We start from the raw sequence: 14,692 nt of genomic DNA, 5'->3' as shown, positions 1-14,692 counted from the left end.
GAGAAGTGGCAGGTCACGCCCCGGGCCGGGCGGCCCGGGGCGATCTCGGGGTCACTCGTGCGCGATCGCCGCCAGCACGTTCATCCGGGACGCGCGCAGGGCCGGGAGCAGCGCCGCGACGATGCCGACGACGGCCGAGCCGATCACGACCGCGACGATCGTCGTCCACGGGATGGCCAGCGCCTTCATGCCCTGGAGCGCGAGCACCTGCTGCACGCAGACACCCCAGACGATCCCCAGCGCCAGGCCGAGGACCGCGCCGAACACGGCGATCACCACGGACTCCAGACGGATCATCCGGCGCAGCTGGCGCCGGCCGAGGCCGATGGCGCGCAGCAGCCCGATCTCACGGGTGCGCTCCACGACCGACAGGGCGAGGGTGTTCACCACACCGAGCACGGCGATGACGATGGCGAGCCCGAGCAGGGCGTACACGAGGTAGAGCAGCACGGCGATCTGGTCGTGGACGAGCTTCTTGTAGTCGGCCTGGTCGCGGACCTGGACCTGTGGATACGGCTCCAGGGTCTTCTCCAGCCGGGGGCGCAGCTTCTCCGGGGACGTGCCCGGGGCCGCGTTCACGTACAGAGCCGAGTCCTGCCCGCCGGGCACGTACTTCTCGATCGTGCCGAAGCCGAAGACGAGTCCGCCCTGTGTCCCGAACCCGCCGCCGCCCTGATCGGTGAGCGCGCCCACCGTCAGTTCGGCCGTGCGGCCCGCGGGGAACTCGACCGGAATCGTGCTGCCGATCCGCACGTCGTGGTCGTTCGCGAACTTCACGTCCATGGCGATGCGGCCCTCGCCCAGCGCCGCGGCGGTGTCGCCCCGCGTGTACGTGACGTGGGCGACGTCGTCGAGCCGCGGGTCGTAGGCCGCGGCCGTCGTCTCCACCCGCTTGCCGTCGGGCAGCTTGACCGCGACCGGCGTGAACCGCTGCCGGACGACCAGCCCGACACCGTCGGTGGCGCGCACCTTGTCCGTGACCTCGTGCGAGAACGGCACGAAGTTGGCGTTCTGGAGCACGAAGTCGGCGCCGAGCGTCCTGTCGATCTGCTGGTCGAAGGACTTGCTCATGGACGCGCTGGCCACGGACATCCCGCCGACCAGGGCGAGTCCGACCATCAGGGCGGCGGCGGTGGCGCCGGTGCGCCGCGGATTGCGCAGCGCGTTGCGCTGGCTCATCCGGCCCACCGGACCGAAGATCGCCGGGAACGCGCCGCCGAGGACCCGGATCACCGGACGGACCAGCAGCGGTCCGGCGATCACCGTCGCGATCAGTGTCAGGACGACACCGAGCCCCAGCAGCGAGGCCGCCGTCGAGGTCTTCGTCGAGGCCGCGCAGCCCGCGAGAGCCGCGGCGCCGGCCGCGCCGACGACTCCGCCCACCACGGCCCGTACCCGCAACGGCCGTCCCACGCCCGCGACTTCGGCGTCCGAGAGAGCCGCCATGGGGGAGACGCCCGCCGCGCGCCTGGCCGGCAGATAGGCCGCGATGTACGTGACGCCGACCCCGACGACGTACGCCGCCACGGGAGTCGGCCAACCGATCACCATTTCTGTCGACTTGAGGTTCATGCCGAAGGCGGTCATCAGCTTGATCAGCCCGACCGCCAGCCCGATCCCGGCCGCGAGGCCGAGCGTCGAGCCGACCAGGCCGAGGAGCAGGGCCTCGGTGAGCACCGACCGGCGCACCTGACGGCGGTCGGCGCCGAGCGCCCGCAGCAGCCCGAGTTCGCGGGTGCGCTGGGCGATCAGCATGGAGAAGGTGTTGACGATGAGGAATATCCCGACGAGCACCGCGATCCCGGCGAAGCCGAGCATCACGTACTTGATGACGTCGAGGAATCCGCCGAGTTGCTCGGCGGACGACTTCGCCTGCTCCTGCGCGGTCTTCACGTCGTAGGTGCTGTTGCCGAGTTCGGCCGAGACGCGTCGCTTGAGCTGGGCGTTGTCGACGCCCTTGGCGGCGTCCACGGAGATGCTCGTGGCGAGACCGGGGCGGCCGAGCAGCTTGGTCTGCGCGGTCGGGGTGTCCAGGAAGATCAGCGCGGCACCGGGGTTGGTGGTGGTGAAGGTGGCGATCCCGACGATCCGGACCGCGAAGGAGCCGGGCTGCGCCTGCACGGTGAGGGTGTCGCCGATGCCGAGGTGCTTCTTGTCGGCGGTGTCCGCGTCGAGCAGCGCCTCGCCGTCGCCGCTTGGCGCGTGCCCTGAGGTCAGCTTCACCGGACTGCGCTCGGTGATCTGCCAGTTGGTGACGATGGTGGGCGCGCCCGTCGTCGGCCCGACCGACTTGTTCGCGCTGTCGACGACCGGGGCGTTCTCCACGGAGGCGTCCACGTGGGTGGCGGCGACCCCCTCGACCCTCGCGAGCCGGCCGGCGAGGGAGGCCGGGACCGTTTCCGTCGCTCCAGTGGGCAGTTGGGACTTCAGGTCGTTCCTGGGTTCCACGGTCACATCGGCCGCGGTGGAGGCGAAGAGCCGGTCGAACGTACGGGTCACCGTGTCCGAGAAGATCAGGCTTCCCGCGACGAAGGCCACGGACAGCACGATGGCCAGCGCCGACAGCAGCAGCCGCCCCTTGTGCGCGAGAAAGCTACGCAGTGTCGCCTTGAGCACGACCGCCTCAGTCCTTGTCGGGGGTTACGTCGCCGGAGCCGCCGCCGGGAGAGGCGTCGCCGGAGCCGGAGCCGGAGCCGGAGCCGGAGCCGGAGCCGGAGCCGGAGCCGGAGCCGGAGTCGGAGTGGGCCGGGGCGGCGGCGGCCTTCCCGGGCACCTCCCGTCCGGCCTCGAAGGTCACCCGGGCCGTGTCGAAACGCTTCATCCGTTCCAGCACGGCTTCCGCGGAGGGACGTTCCATCTGGTCCACGATCCGCCCGTCCGCGAGGAAGAGGACCAGGTCGGAGTGGGCGGCCGCGCCGGGGTCGTGCGTGACCATGACGACGGTCTGGCCCAGCTCGTCCACGGCCTCGCGCAGGAATCCGAGGACTTCGAGGCCCGCCCGCGAGTCCAGGTTCCCGGTCGGCTCGTCGGCGAAGATCAGCTCGGGCCGGGAGGCGAGCGCCCGGGCGCAGGCGACGCGCTGCTGCTGGCCGCCGGAGAGCTGGGCGGGCCGGTGCTTGAGCCGCTCGCGCAGTCCGAGGGTGTCGATGACCTGGTCGAGCCACTTCTGGTCGGGCTTCTGGCCCGCGATGTCCATGGGCAGCGTGATGTTCTCGGCCGCGTTGAGGGTGGGGATCAGGTTGAACGACTGGAACATGAAGCCGATCCGGTCGCGCCGCAGGCGGGTCAGCTCACGGTCCTTCAGCCCGGTGATCTCGGTGTCGCCGAGCCACACCTGTCCGGCGGAGACCGTGTCCAGGCCCGCGAGACAGTGCATCAGGGTGGACTTCCCGGAGCCCGAGGGGCCCATGACGGCGGTGAACCGGCCGCGCGCGATGTCCACGTCGACCGAGTCGAGGGCCAGCACCGCGGTCTCGCCGGAACCGTACGCCTTGGTCAGGCCGCGGGCGCGGGCGGCGGTCCCGTCCCCCTCCGCGCGGCCGGGAATCTGCTCGGCAGCAGCTGTGGACAAGACCGCCTCCTCTGGAATGGATGGTCCGGACTCCTCGTCCGGCCCGAGCGTAGTGTGATCGGACGCACACCCGGTATCCCTCGTAGGTGCTGCACGGTCTCCACCCCAGGGTGTGGCCCCGATATGGATGTAAGGGGCAATCTCCACCGCGCTTCTCCACCGTGGTTCTTCATCGCGCTTCTCCGCCCCGGCTCCTCTTGCCCGCGCTAGCGATTTCGCGCTAGCTTCGAAGGATGGCGAAGACTCAGCTGAACGTCCGCGTGGACGAGGGCACCGCGAGAGCGGCCCGGGAGCGAGCCCTGGAGCGGGGGATGAGCGTGAACCGCTACATCGAGGAACTGGTCCGGCAGGACACCGGGGAAGTGGGCCACACCTTCGTGGAGGCCGCGGCCGACTTCATGAAGCAGTACGAGTCCGTCTTCGCCGAGGAGTTCGGCGCGGAGCGCGAAGGCACCAGCGAAGGTCGTCGTTGATCCCTTGAGCAGTATCAGAGTCGATCTTGCCTGGCTCCTCATGATCGCCGAACAGAAGACACCCGGAGACCCGCAGGTCACCGACTGGGGGGCGCTCGTCGCCGCGGTCAGCCGGCACGAGGCGGAGATCCTCGGCATCCCCGTCTACGACAGCCCGCACGCCCGCGCCGCCGCACTGCTCCAGCTCCTGCTGCACGTCCCGGCGCTCGAACGCTCCAACGCGATGTTCGCCTCGGCCGTCGCCTACGCCTACCTGGTCGCCAGCGGCCTGAAGGTCGTCACCTCGCCCGAACAGGTGAGGGAACTGGCCCGCCTGGTCAAGACCGGCGAGGCCACCGTGCACGACATCGCCCACGAACTGCGCCGCTGGAGTCTGTGACACCCCGGCGCGAGGTGCCGGGGGTCCACCCGTCAGTCGAGCGGCCGGCGGGCGGTGCCGAGAACGCAGTACGAGGTGGGCAGCCGCGGTCCCTTCTCGGGCAGCAACAGCCGCCGGTACGGGCCCAGTTCGAACCCCGCCTCGCGCAGCACGGCGATCGGGTCGCGGCCCACGTGGCAGCCGCCGCACAGCCGGGGCCACACCGTGGCGTCCAGGCCCCGCTGGACGGAGCGCATGACGCGCCCGCCGCCCCTGCCGTGCTCCAGGAACCGGACCGTGCCGCCGGGGCGCAGCACCCGCCGCACCTCGGCGAGTGCTCGCGGCACGTCCCGCACGCTGCACAGCACCAGGGAGAGCACCGCGGCGTCGTACGCCTCGCTCTTGACCGGCAGCGCCTCGGCGGCGCCCGGCGCCACGTCGACGGGCACCTCGCAGCGCATGGCCGCCTCCAGCGCCAACTGCCGCAGCAGCCGCTCTGGTTCGATGGCGACGACCTCCGAGACCGTGCCCGGGTAGTGGGCGAAGTTCAGGCCGTTGCCCGCGCCGATCTCGATCACCCGGCCGGACAGCCCGGCGAGCAGCCGCTCGCGCAGGCGGCCGATCCCCATGCGGGTCTCGGCCCTGGTGCTGAAGCGGGCGTAGGAGCGGGCGAACACCGGATGCTGCGCGGTCTTCGCGGGGACCTTGCCGGAGTCGGCCGGCCGGAGCGGCTTGAACGGCATCGCGGACCTCCCGGGAGACGGGCCTCACCGGAAGTGTCCCCCGGGGAGACCCGCCGCACGCGCCGAAGGCGCGGGGCCGTGCGGGGCCGTGCGGAGCGGCGGCCCGGGCCCGGACGCGTACGGCCCTCGGTGTCAGGCCGTGTGCGGCGGCTGCTGTCAGGCCGTGCGCGGAAGCCGCCGCGCAGGGCCTGTACAGCCGTCGGCGTCAGGCCGTGTGCGCCGCCGTGAAGACGCCGGCGTTCCAGCGGCCGCCCAGACGGTGGTCAAGCCAACTCGGTGACCCCGCACGGAAGTCCGCCGGGGACAGGGCCCCCGCGCCCGCCGGGACCGCGCCCAGCAGGGGCGCCCCGGAGACCGCCGGGAGGTCCGCGAGATTGCACCGCATCGCCAGATCCGGGGAGTCCGGCCAGCTGCCGATCACGACCCCCGCGAACTCCAGTTCCCGCAGCCGCAGTTGACGTGCCGTCAGTTCCGTGGTGTTGAGTGTTCCCAGTCCCGCCGAGGCGACCACCAGTACCGGCGCGTCCAGCAGTCGGGCCGCGTCCGCGAGCGTCCCGCCCTCGTCGTCGAACCGGACGAGCAGACCGCCGGCGCCCTCGACCAGCACCAGATCGTGCTCGGTCGCGAGCTTCGCCGCCGCCTCCGCCGCCGCCACCGGGGACACCGCCGCGAGACCGGCCCGCCGTGCGGCCGTCCCGGGCGCCAACGGCTCCGGATAGCGTCCCAGTTCGAGGGTCGTGACGGCACCGGCGAGCCGGGCCACCTCGTCGGCGTCGCCGCGCTCGTGCGGTCCCACACCCGTCTGCGCGGGCTTCAGGACGGCCACGGACCGTCCGGCCGCGAGGGCCGTGGCGGCGACGGCGGCCGTGACGACCGTCTTGCCCACCTCGGTGCCCGTACCCGTGATCACCAGTACCGTCATCTCAGCCCTCCCGAGCCGCCGCGCACACCGCGCGGGCGATCCGCGCCAGGTCCGTGTCCCCGGTGACGTACGGCGGCATCGTGTACACGAGGTCGCGGAACGGCCGCAGCCACACGCCCTCGCGCACCGCGGCCGCCGTCGCCGCCCTCATGTCCACCTCGTGGTCGAGCTGGACTACTCCGATCGCGCCGAGCACGCGCACGTCCCGGACGCCCGGCAGCCCGGCCGCCTCCGCGAGCCCGTCCCGCAGGCCGGTCTCGATCCGCTTCACCTCGGTCCGCCAGTCCTGCGCGAGCAACAGGTCCACCGAGGCGCAGGCGACCGCGGCGGCCAGCGGATTGCCCATGAAGGTCGGGCCGTGCGCCAGTACCGGGACGTCGCCGCGCGAGATGCCGTCGGCCACCCGCGCGGTGCACAGCGTCGCCGCCATCGTCAGATAACCGCCGGTCAGCGCCTTGCCGACACACATCACATCGGGGGTCACGCCCGCGTGGTCCGCCGCGAACAGCTCGCCCGTCCGGCCGAAACCCGTCGCGATCTCGTCGAAGACCAGCAGGACGTCGTGCTCGTCGCACGCCTCGCGCAGGACCCGCAGATACGCGGGGGAGTGGAAGCGCATCCCGCCCGCGCCCTGCACCACCGGCTCCACGATGACCGCGGCGAGCTCGTCGGCGTGCCGCCCGATCAGCTCGCGCAGCCCCTCCGCGTACGACTCCTCGTAGGCGGCCGGCGGAGCGTCGGCGAACACCTGGCGCTGGAGCACGCCCTGCCACAGCTCGTGCATCCCGCCCTCGGGGTCGCACACCGACATGGGCTGCCAGGTGTCCCCGTGGTAGCCGCCCCGCCAGGTGAGCAGCCGCTGCTTGCCCGGACGGCCGAGCGAACGCCAGTACTGGAGGCACATCTTGACCGCGACCTCGACCGACACCGAGCCGGAGTCGGCGAGGAAGACGTGCTCCAGACCCTCGGGCGAGATGTCGACCAGCCGCTTCGCCAGCCGGACGGCGGGCTCGTGGGTGAGCCCGCCGAACATCACATGGCTCATCCGGTCCAGCTGGCCGCGGGCCGCGTCGTTCAGGACGGGGTGGTTGTAGCCGTGGATGGCCGACCACCAGGACGACATCCCGTCGATCAGCTCGCCCGTGCCGTCGGCCATCCGCAGCCGGACCCCGCTCGCCGACTCCACGACCAGCGGCTCCTGGCGGCCGGGCATGGGCCCGTACGGATGCCAGACGTGCCGCCGGTCGAGGTCGAGCAGGTCCCGCACGGACAGCTCAGGCATTGGGCGCGAGGTCCGTTCCGGCACCACGGCGACGCACGGAGACCAGGTCCGTACGGGCGTCCGCGGGCGCCTCGGCCGGAGCCTCAGGCGCGGAACCGCACACACCGCCGCCCTCCTGGGACCCGCAGCCCGACCCGGCGTGGGAGCCGCATCCGGCGGCGCCGTGCGAGCCGCACCCTTCCTGCGCGTGCGAGTCGCAGCCCGCCTCGGCGTGGGAGCCGCAGCCGCCGTCGGACGGCGCGCGGTGCTCGGGCAGGGTCACCTCGCCCGCGTTCTCCACCTCGAAGCCGGCGTCCGCGATCATCTCCAGGTCGGCCTTGCCCGCCTGGCCCTCGCTGGTGAGGTAGTCACCCAGGAAGATCGAGTTGGCGAGGTGCAGGGCGAGCGGCTGGAGGGTGCGCAGATGCACCTCGCGGCCGCCGGCGATACGGACCTCGACGTCGGGGCAGACGAAGCGGACCATCGCGAGGATGCGCAGACAGCGCTGCGGGGTGAGGTTCCACTCCTTGGCCAGGGGGGTTCCCTCGAACGGGATCAGGAAGTTCACCGGAACGGAGTCGGGGTCGAGCTCGCGCAGCGCGAACACGACGTCCACGAGGTCCTCGTCCGACTCGCCCATGCCCGCGATCAGACCCGAGCAGGCGGACAGCCCCGCCGCGTGCGCCTTCTGGACCGTGTCCACCCGGTCGGCGTACGTGTGGGTGGTCGTGATCTCCCCGTACGTCCCCTCGGACGTGTTCAGGTTGTGGTTGTAGGCGTCCGCGCCCGCCTCGCGCAGCCGCTCGGCCTGACCGTCGGAGAGCAGACCGAGGCAGGCGCACACCTCGACGTTCTCGTTCTGGTCCTTGATCGCCTTGATCGTGTCGGAGACCCGGTCCACGTCACGGTCGCTCGGACCGCGCCCGCTGGCCACCAGACAGACCCGCTTGGCACCGCCGGCCAGCCCGGCCGCCGCGGCCTTGGAGGCCTCCTCGGGCTTGAGCCAGCTGTACTTGAGGATGCCGGCCGTGGAGCCGAGACGCTGCGAGCAGTACGAGCAGTCCTCCGGGCACAGGCCCGACTTCAGGTTGACGAGATAGTTCAGTTTCACCCGTCGGCCGAACCAGTGTCGGCGTACCTTTCCGGCCGCGGCCACGACGTCCAGTACATCGTCGTCGGAGGTGGCCAGTACGGCCAGCGCCTCGTCGCGGGTCGGCAGCTCGCGCCGAAGCCCCTTGTCCACCAGCGTGTTCAGCAGGTCCATGAGGTCCGATCCTGGACCATGCGACCGCTCCCGGCCAAGGAGAGTTTGCACAACAGAGATGGTTCGACGTGTGGGTATTGCCACATCATGCGCCGCCGGAGCGCCCGCTAGGGTCTGTGCACAGCCTACAAATCACCGACACCGCAGGCGTGGCGAGACCCGGAGGACACATGGCGTTCGGCTGGATCGACGAACAGGCCGAGGCGCGCCGCCGGGCCGGACTCGTGCGTACGCTGCGGCCCCGTCCCGCCCACTCGCCCCTCCTCGATCTAGCGAGCAACGACTACCTCGGGCTCGCCCGCCATCCGGAGGTCATCGAGGGAGCGGCCGAGGCCGCGCGCCGGTGGGGCGGCGGTGCGACCGGCTCGCGGCTCGTCACCGGCACCACCGAACTCCACACCGAGCTGGAACGCGAACTGGCCGACTTCTGCGGTTTCGAGTCCGCGCTCGTCCTGTCCTCGGGCTACGCGGCCAACCTCGCCGCCGTCACCGCGCTCGCGCCGCACGGCTCGCTGGTCGTCTCGGACGCCGGGAACCACGCCTCCCTGATCGACGGCTGCCGGCTCGCCCGCGGCACCACACAGGTCGTCTCCCACACGGACCCCGAGGCCGTGCGCAAGGCGCTCGGCACCCACGAAGGACCGGCCGTCACCGTCTCCGACACGGTCTTCTCGGTGGACGGCGACGCGGCCCCGCTCGCCGAACTCGCCCTCGCCTGCCGGGAGTACGGCGCCGGGCTGATCGTGGACGACGCGCACGGACTCGGTGTCCTCGGCGACGGCGGCAGGGGCGCTCCGTACGCCGCGGGGCTCGCGGGGGACCCGGACGTCGTCGTGACCGTCACGCTCTCGAAGTCGCTCGGGAGCCAGGGCGGCGCCGTCCTCGGCCCGGCCGCGGTCATCGACCATCTGATCAACGCCGCGCGCACCTTCATCTTCGACACCGGTCTGGCGCCCGCGGCGGCGGGCGCGGCGCTGTCGGCGCTGCGGCTGCTGCGCCGTGAGCCCGGGCGGGCGGCACGGGCGCGCGAGGTGGCCACGGCTCTGCACACGCGGCTGACGGCGGAGGGTCTGTCCGCGGTACGGCCGGACGCGGCGGTGGTCTCCGTGCGGGCACCGTCCCCCGAACGGGCGGTGCGATGGGCGGCCGACTGTCGCGAGGCGGGCCTCGCGGTCGGCTGTTTCCGTCCCCCGTCGGTGCCCGACGGTGTTTCGCGGCTGCGGCTGACGGCCCGCGCGGACCTCACCGAGGAGCAGATCGAGCACGCGGTGGACGTGATCAGCCGGAACCGGTGAACCGGTGAACCGGTGAATCAGTGAATCAGTGGAGCGATGGTTCGACGAGCGGGTCGAGCGCGCGGCCGGTCGTGTGCAGGGGTGGCCGGCCGGTGAGGCGGTGGAGCGGTGAACCGTGCGGGGTCAGTTCAGCCCGGTGATGAACCCCTCCCAGACGGCCGGGGTGAACAGCAGGGCGGGTCCCGCGGTGTTCTTGGAATCGCGCACGGCGACCATTCCGGACCAGGGTCCGGTGCTCGGGCGCGCGGTCTCGACGCAGTTGTTCATCCCGGTACTGCGGCTGCTGCGCAGCCATCGCACATGGCGCAGTGAAGTGCTGGAAGGTACGTACCGAGGCATTGCGGGCATGACGTGCCTCCTTACGCGGCGTCACCTATCGCGGCGATGTAGTCCGACGAGTCCTCGGGCGAAAGTGCGTGGAACTGAAGGGCGTTGAAGGCCTCGGTGTAGGCCTGGAGGTCTTCTTTCCGTTCGAGATAGAGGCTACTCGTCAAGTGGTCGAGAACAACCACATCCAGATCGGTTGTGTTCGGAAATGAGAAAATAACGAAAGGGCCGGTTACTCCGATGTGCGCCCCGGCGGCGAACGGCAGTACCTGGAGCCGTACTTGGGGCAGCGCGGCGGCCTCCCGCAGTCGGCGCAGCTGGCGTGCCATGACATCGGGACCGCCGACCTCCCGCCGCAGCACCGCCTCGTCCAGGACGGCGGACAGTTCGAGCGGCGGGTCGGCGCGCAGGACGTCCTGCCGGGCCAGACGTACCTCGACCAGGGCGTCGAGCTTGCTCTCCTCCAGGCCGTCCACCGCGGCCCGCGTCACCGCGCGGGCGTACTCCGGCGTCTGGAGCAGCCCGGGTACGACGGAGGTCTCCAGCGTGCGCATGGCGCAGGCTCCCGACTCCAGGCTGATGAAGTCGCGGTAGGCCTGGGGGAGCACGCCGCGGTAGGCGTGCCACCAGTGGTGACGGCCGTTGCCGTCGGATCCCGCCAACACGACCAGAAGCTCGCGCAGTTGCGGGTCCTCGACACCGTATGCGTGCAACAGGCGTTCCACATCGGCCGGTTTCACCCCGCTGGTGCCGGTCTCGATGCGGCTCACCTTCGACTGGTGCCAGCCGAGCAGACGGGCCGCCTCGCCGCTCGTGAGACCCGTCCCCGCGCGCAGCGCGCGCAGTTCGGCACCGAGCTTGCGGCGGCGCACCGCGGGACCGTGCTGCATGTTCGTTCTCCTTACTCCTTCCAAGTCGCCCGAATACGCTCTGTCGACGCAGAGTTCACCGCATCGAGCGACAGATATATGCATTACTCGGTGGATCGCACCCGCGACCGGCCCGGTAATGGCAGTCTGGCGCAAGCACCAGTCCGGGACCGTACTCGAACCATCCGCTCGGTGTCGGGCTCCGGTCCCGTGGGAAAGGGACGAACGTCGCCATGGCAGACCATCAGGAAGCATCCGTCACCCTGCCGAGCGAACCGGCCTCGGTTTCCGTGGCCCGGAAATTCGTCGCCGAAGTACTGACCGAATGGGGTCTGCCGCGCGACGCGGAAGTCGCCGACACCGTCCGTCTGATCGTGTCCGAACTGGCCACCAACGCCGTGCAGCACACGTTCGGGCAGTCACCCACCTTCACGGTAGGGGTACGTCTCGAACGGGAGGAGCGGCTGAACATCGGCGTCACCGACAGCCACCCCCGCTTTCCGAAGCGGCTGCCCGCGGCCGTCCAGCAGGACAACGGGCGGGGCATGGTGATCATCCGCTGGCTGACCGCCGAGTGCGGAGGCAGGCTCACCGTGCTGCCGACCCGGGAGGGCGGCAAGACGGTCTCCATCGAGCTTCCGTGGACGGTCCCGGTCCGGCCGGTGCCGGCGGGGTGGCCTCAGGAACCCTGAGAGACGCCGTCGGGGCGCCCCGCGACATCCGGTCGTCCACCGGCCTGCCGTGAGCGGCCCGGAGGGGCCGAGAGGGCGCCCCAGGGGCCGTGAGAGGCCCGCGCCGGGACCCGAAGGCGGCCGCGCCGGGGCCGGAGGGCACCCGCGCAGGGATCGGAAGGCGGCCGCGCCGGGCCGGGAAAGGCGTCCGCGCCGGGCCGGGAAAGGCGTCCGCGCCGGGCCGGGAAGGGCGTCCGCGCCGGGCCGGGAAGGGCGTCCGCGCCGGGCCGGGAAGGGCGTCCGCGCCGGGCCGGGAAGGGCGTCCGCGCCGGGCCGGGAAGGGCGTCCGCGCCGGGCCGGGAAGGGCGTCCGCGCCGGGCCGGGAAGGGCGTCCGCGCCGGGCCGGGAAAGGCGTCCGCGCTGGGGCGGCGAGGTCTTCGCCGCCCCAGGGGTGGATCAGCCGACCCTGCCGTACCAGACGCTCCTGGTCCAGATCCTCTCGAGCTTCACCACTTCCCCGGTCTTCGGGGAGTGCCAGATCTTGCCCTTACCGGCGTAGATGCCGACGTGGTAGACGTTCCGGCCCGAGTGGAAGAACACGAGGTCACCGGCCTTGCGGTGCGAGGCCGAGACATGGTGCGTCTTGTTGTACTGGGCCGCGGCCGTACGAGGCAGCGTCTTGCCCGCCTTCTTGTACGAGTAGAGCGTGAGCCCCGAACAGTCGAAGCGGTGCGGTCCGGTGGCGCCCCACTGGTAGGGGGAGCCGTGCTTCGACGCCGCGACCTGGAGTGCCCGCGTCGCGAGCGTGGCCGCCTCGGCGTCGGGTGCGACACCGGGGACCACGAGGCTGCCGCCCACCGCGGCAAGGGTGAGGGCCGAGGCCGTACCGGCCCTGGTCCACAGCGACGGGACACGATTGAGCGCAGTCATGCGCAACCCTTCGTCAGCCGCCTGTGAAGGATGACCTGTCGGATTCGGGCTGGCGAAGTTGCCCGGCCGCGGCTGCGGCTTCACCCCAAGGACCGCCCGGAACTGTTCCGGCGGCCCGTCTAGCTGGGTCCTCCACTCCTGCCGATGCACTCCTGTCGACCGGGCATCCGGGCGGCGGCAGGACTCGGCGTCCGCCCGGACCGCCCCGCCGCTGTGGCGGGGGCTTGTCGTCGGAAGGGATCTTCACTCATCAGAGTCGGAAAATCCGAGCGGAAACGGTGTTTTGTGGGCTTACTCACCAATCAGCCGTTCGAGTGAACACCCCTCTGTTCGACCACGTGTTGGGGACGCCGATGAGGCCCGCACCTGCGGGGACAGGTCTCATCCGGCCTTCGGAACCCGCGTGTTGCGCAACTCGGAGGGGTCCTGGAGAGGACCCAGGAATACGCCATCGGGGGGTACACCATCCGGTCCGTTTGAGTCGCGCGCTGGACGTCATGCCGCTTCGGCGCGCACGGCTCGTCCGTGCCGGTCCGTCAACTTCCCGATTCGGGCGGCACGGTGACCCGGGCGGCCCGCCGCTCACCGCCGAGCACGCGCAGCGCCTGGGCCAGCGTCGGGGCGTGCACCTCGCTCTCGCCCCGCTGGTGCATGAGCGCCAGGGCGTCCCGCAGGGCCTCCGCCTTGCCGACCAGCGCCTGAGCCGCCCTCAGGCCGCGATAGGTGTCTCCGGGGCGGGACGGGTTGATGCGGCCGACCAGGTCGACCACGTCGAGATAGCGGTCGATCAGCTCGGCCTCGGCGCGGGTCAGCGCGGGCAGCGGGGGCAGGTCCGGGATCATCGGCCGCTCACCTCGCGCCGGGCGTCGGGTGCGCGGACCTGCGGCCCGGGACGATCCGGTCGATCAGTCCGTAGTCCCGCGCCGCCGTGGCGTCGAGGATCCTGTCGCGCTCGATGTCCGCCGCGACGCGCTCCGGGCTCTGGCCCGTGTGGCCCGCGAGCATCTCCTCCAGGATCCCGCGGGTGCGGACCAATTCCGCGGCCCGGATGGCCACATCGCTGGTCTGCCCCTGGACCGGCTCCGTGATCGACGGCTGGCGCAGGACGACGCGCGCCCCCGGCAGGGAGAGCCGCTTGCCCGGAGTCCCTGCGGCCAGCAGCACCGCCGCGGCCGACTCCGCCCGGCCGAGGCAGATCGTCTCGACGTCGCAGGTCACGAACCGCATCGTGTCGTAGATCGCGGTCATCGCGCCGAAGGAGCCGCCGGGGGAGTTGATGTACAGCGAGATGTCCCGCTCGGGCGCCTGGTGTTCGAGGTACATGAACTGCGCCGTCACGTCGTTCGCCGCGGTCGCGTCGATCGGTGTTCCGAGGAACACGATCCGCTCGGCGAGCAGCTTCGCGTACGGATCCAGGGTCCGCATTCCCGTGCTCGTGCGTTCGGTGAACTCGGGCAGGACATGGCGGGCGGACGGGCTGTCCATGGCGCGCCTCCTCAGGTCGACGTCTGTAAAAAATGTACAGGACGTACGTCACGAGGGAAGGGGGTCATGCCCAGAGCGAAACGGCGGCCTCCCCGGACGACGGGCGGCCGAGGCGCGCCGGGTACGGCCGGCCGGGGGAATCTCGCGCCCCGCGGAGTGCCGGAGGCCCGGTCTAAGCTGGACGTCATGGCCTACGAGATTCCGGTGACGCAAGCCAGGGCTGAGCTCGCCGAACTGATCAACCGCGTCGTGTACGGCGGTGAGCGCGTCGTCGTGACGCGGCACGGGAAGCCACTCGTCGCCCTCGTCTCGGCCGCCGACCTGGAGCGCCTCGAAGACCTCCCGGAGCCCGCCGACGACCAGGTGGTCAGCTCGCTGTCCAGCGTCCGTGACGTGGCCTCCGCGCCCCGCGAGCGCCAGCGTTTCGGCATCGCCGCGGAACACCGGGGGCCCAGCGCCTCCTAGCCGCGCGCGCGAGCGGCCCGGGCTTCCCTCCGTGAGGGGGCTCCCGTGACGCGCGCCG

Annotated in this window: 16 protein-coding genes and 1 riboswitch; of the genes, 5 read left to right on the top strand and 11 right to left on the bottom strand. The window is 71.7% G+C overall.

Annotation, left to right across the window (positions count from 1 at the left end):
* Positions 1 to 51: 51 nt before the first annotated feature.
* Positions 52 to 2,616 carry an ABC transporter permease gene (locus WJM95_RS03510; protein WP_339127979.1) on the bottom strand — a complete coding sequence of 855 codons (2,565 nt, stop codon included), beginning with the start codon at positions 2,614 to 2,616 and terminating at the stop codon, positions 52 to 54.
* A gap of 7 nt (positions 2,617 to 2,623) precedes the next feature.
* The gene (locus WJM95_RS03505; protein WP_339127978.1) at positions 2,624 to 3,571 is read right to left on the bottom strand and encodes an ABC transporter ATP-binding protein; all 948 of its coding nucleotides are present in this window, start codon (positions 3,569 to 3,571) and stop codon (positions 2,624 to 2,626) included.
* Positions 3,572 to 3,804: 233 nt separating this feature from the next.
* Between WJM95_RS03505 and WJM95_RS03500 the strand changes: the two genes are divergently transcribed.
* Together WJM95_RS03500 and WJM95_RS03495 are read left to right on the top strand one after the other, a co-directional pair.
* A complete protein-coding gene (locus tag WJM95_RS03500; RefSeq protein WP_339127977.1) occupies positions 3,805 to 4,044 on the top strand; it encodes a toxin-antitoxin system HicB family antitoxin in 240 nt (79 codons plus the stop codon).
* A gap of 4 nt (positions 4,045 to 4,048) precedes the next feature.
* A complete protein-coding gene (locus tag WJM95_RS03495) occupies positions 4,049 to 4,423 on the top strand; it encodes a fic family toxin-antitoxin system, toxin component (RefSeq protein WP_339127976.1) in 375 nt (124 codons plus the stop codon).
* 32 nt (positions 4,424 to 4,455) lie between these two features.
* Here WJM95_RS03495 and WJM95_RS03490 read toward each other — a convergent pair whose 3' ends face one another.
* The 4 genes from WJM95_RS03490 to bioB form a co-directional block, all read right to left on the bottom strand.
* Positions 4,456 to 5,145: a class I SAM-dependent methyltransferase gene (locus tag WJM95_RS03490; protein ID WP_339127975.1), complete on the bottom strand. Its 690-nt coding sequence runs from the start codon at positions 5,143 to 5,145 to the stop codon at positions 4,456 to 4,458.
* Between the two features lie 205 nt (positions 5,146 to 5,350).
* Entirely contained in the window at positions 5,351 to 6,067 is a 717-nt protein-coding gene (bioD, locus tag WJM95_RS03485) for a dethiobiotin synthase (RefSeq protein WP_339127974.1), read from the bottom strand.
* Position 6,068: 1 nt separating this feature from the next.
* Positions 6,069 to 7,349 carry an adenosylmethionine--8-amino-7-oxononanoate transaminase gene (locus tag WJM95_RS03480; RefSeq protein ID WP_339127973.1) on the bottom strand — a complete coding sequence of 427 codons (1,281 nt, stop codon included), beginning with the start codon at positions 7,347 to 7,349 and terminating at the stop codon, positions 6,069 to 6,071.
* Positions 7,342 to 8,592, bottom strand: coding sequence for a biotin synthase BioB (bioB, locus tag WJM95_RS03475; RefSeq protein WP_339127972.1), 1,251 nt, complete (start codon positions 8,590 to 8,592; stop codon positions 7,342 to 7,344). The genes WJM95_RS03480 and bioB overlap by 8 nt, the downstream gene beginning before the upstream one ends.
* Positions 8,593 to 8,762: 170 nt before the next feature.
* Between bioB and WJM95_RS03470 the strand changes: the two genes are divergently transcribed.
* Positions 8,763 to 9,887: an 8-amino-7-oxononanoate synthase gene (locus WJM95_RS03470; RefSeq protein ID WP_339127971.1), complete on the top strand. Its 1,125-nt coding sequence runs from the start codon at positions 8,763 to 8,765 to the stop codon at positions 9,885 to 9,887.
* A 123-nt stretch (positions 9,888 to 10,010) separates the two neighbouring features.
* On the opposite strand, the gene WJM95_RS03465 is transcribed toward WJM95_RS03470, so the two are convergent.
* A complete protein-coding gene (locus WJM95_RS03465; RefSeq protein WP_339127970.1) occupies positions 10,011 to 10,235 on the bottom strand; it encodes a DUF397 domain-containing protein in 225 nt (74 codons plus the stop codon).
* Positions 10,236 to 10,246: 11 nt separating this feature from the next.
* A complete protein-coding gene (locus WJM95_RS03460) occupies positions 10,247 to 11,104 on the bottom strand; it encodes a helix-turn-helix transcriptional regulator (protein WP_339127969.1) in 858 nt (285 codons plus the stop codon).
* A gap of 212 nt (positions 11,105 to 11,316) precedes the next feature.
* On the opposite strand from WJM95_RS03460, the gene WJM95_RS03455 reads away from it, so the two are divergent.
* A complete protein-coding gene (locus WJM95_RS03455; protein WP_339127968.1) occupies positions 11,317 to 11,775 on the top strand; it encodes an ATP-binding protein in 459 nt (152 codons plus the stop codon).
* A gap of 435 nt (positions 11,776 to 12,210) precedes the next feature.
* Here the strand turns inward: WJM95_RS03455 and WJM95_RS03450 are convergent, their stop codons facing one another.
* The 3 genes from WJM95_RS03450 to WJM95_RS03440 all read right to left on the bottom strand — a co-directional run bounded on the left by WJM95_RS03450 (position 12,211) and on the right by WJM95_RS03440 (position 14,169).
* Positions 12,211 to 12,684 carry a C40 family peptidase gene (locus WJM95_RS03450; RefSeq protein ID WP_339127967.1) on the bottom strand — a complete coding sequence of 158 codons (474 nt, stop codon included), beginning with the start codon at positions 12,682 to 12,684 and terminating at the stop codon, positions 12,211 to 12,213.
* A gap of 3 nt (positions 12,685 to 12,687) precedes the next feature.
* Positions 12,688 to 12,884: riboswitch (cyclic di-AMP (ydaO/yuaA leader) on the bottom strand.
* 336 nt (positions 12,885 to 13,220) lie between these two features.
* Positions 13,221 to 13,526 carry a hypothetical protein gene (locus WJM95_RS03445; protein ID WP_037616621.1) on the bottom strand — a complete coding sequence of 102 codons (306 nt, stop codon included), beginning with the start codon at positions 13,524 to 13,526 and terminating at the stop codon, positions 13,221 to 13,223.
* A 7-nt stretch (positions 13,527 to 13,533) separates the two neighbouring features.
* Positions 13,534 to 14,169, bottom strand: a complete 636-nt coding sequence (locus WJM95_RS03440; protein WP_339127966.1) for an ATP-dependent Clp protease proteolytic subunit — start codon at positions 14,167 to 14,169, stop codon at positions 13,534 to 13,536.
* A gap of 186 nt (positions 14,170 to 14,355) precedes the next feature.
* Between WJM95_RS03440 and WJM95_RS03435 the strand changes: the two genes are divergently transcribed.
* On the top strand, positions 14,356 to 14,634 hold the full coding sequence (locus tag WJM95_RS03435; RefSeq protein WP_339127965.1) for a type II toxin-antitoxin system Phd/YefM family antitoxin: 279 nt from the start codon (positions 14,356 to 14,358) through the stop codon (positions 14,632 to 14,634).
* Positions 14,635 to 14,692 lie beyond the last annotated feature (58 nt).

Source organism: Streptomyces sp. f51, from assembly GCF_037940415.1.
Taxonomy (GTDB): Bacteria; Actinomycetota; Actinomycetes; order Streptomycetales; family Streptomycetaceae; genus Streptomyces.
This window is presented reverse-complemented; position numbering and strand designations above follow the sequence as displayed.

Excerpts from the sequence above, each read along its gene's own strand:
- WJM95_RS03500 (WP_339127977.1), top strand. The coding sequence starts at position 3,805 with ATGGCGAAGACTCAGCTGAACGTCCGCGTGGACGAGGGCACCGCGAGA.
- WJM95_RS03490 (WP_339127975.1), bottom strand. The coding sequence starts at position 5,145 with ATGCCGTTCAAGCCGCTCCGGCCGGCCGACTCCGGCAAGGTCCCCGCG.
- bioD (WP_339127974.1), bottom strand. The coding sequence starts at position 6,067 with ATGACGGTACTGGTGATCACGGGTACGGGCACCGAGGTGGGCAAGACG.
- WJM95_RS03480 (WP_339127973.1), bottom strand. The coding sequence starts at position 7,349 with ATGCCTGAGCTGTCCGTGCGGGACCTGCTCGACCTCGACCGGCGGCAC.
- bioB (WP_339127972.1), bottom strand. The coding sequence starts at position 8,592 with ATGGACCTGCTGAACACGCTGGTGGACAAGGGGCTTCGGCGCGAGCTG.
- WJM95_RS03470 (WP_339127971.1), top strand. The coding sequence starts at position 8,763 with ATGGCGTTCGGCTGGATCGACGAACAGGCCGAGGCGCGCCGCCGGGCC.
- WJM95_RS03465 (WP_339127970.1), bottom strand. The coding sequence starts at position 10,235 with ATGCCCGCAATGCCTCGGTACGTACCTTCCAGCACTTCACTGCGCCAT.
- WJM95_RS03460 (WP_339127969.1), bottom strand. The coding sequence starts at position 11,104 with ATGCAGCACGGTCCCGCGGTGCGCCGCCGCAAGCTCGGTGCCGAACTG.
- WJM95_RS03455 (WP_339127968.1), top strand. The coding sequence starts at position 11,317 with ATGGCAGACCATCAGGAAGCATCCGTCACCCTGCCGAGCGAACCGGCC.
- WJM95_RS03450 (WP_339127967.1), bottom strand. The coding sequence starts at position 12,684 with ATGACTGCGCTCAATCGTGTCCCGTCGCTGTGGACCAGGGCCGGTACG.
- WJM95_RS03445 (WP_037616621.1), bottom strand. The coding sequence starts at position 13,526 with ATGATCCCGGACCTGCCCCCGCTGCCCGCGCTGACCCGCGCCGAGGCC.
- WJM95_RS03440 (WP_339127966.1), bottom strand. The coding sequence starts at position 14,169 with ATGGACAGCCCGTCCGCCCGCCATGTCCTGCCCGAGTTCACCGAACGC.
- WJM95_RS03435 (WP_339127965.1), top strand. The coding sequence starts at position 14,356 with ATGGCCTACGAGATTCCGGTGACGCAAGCCAGGGCTGAGCTCGCCGAA.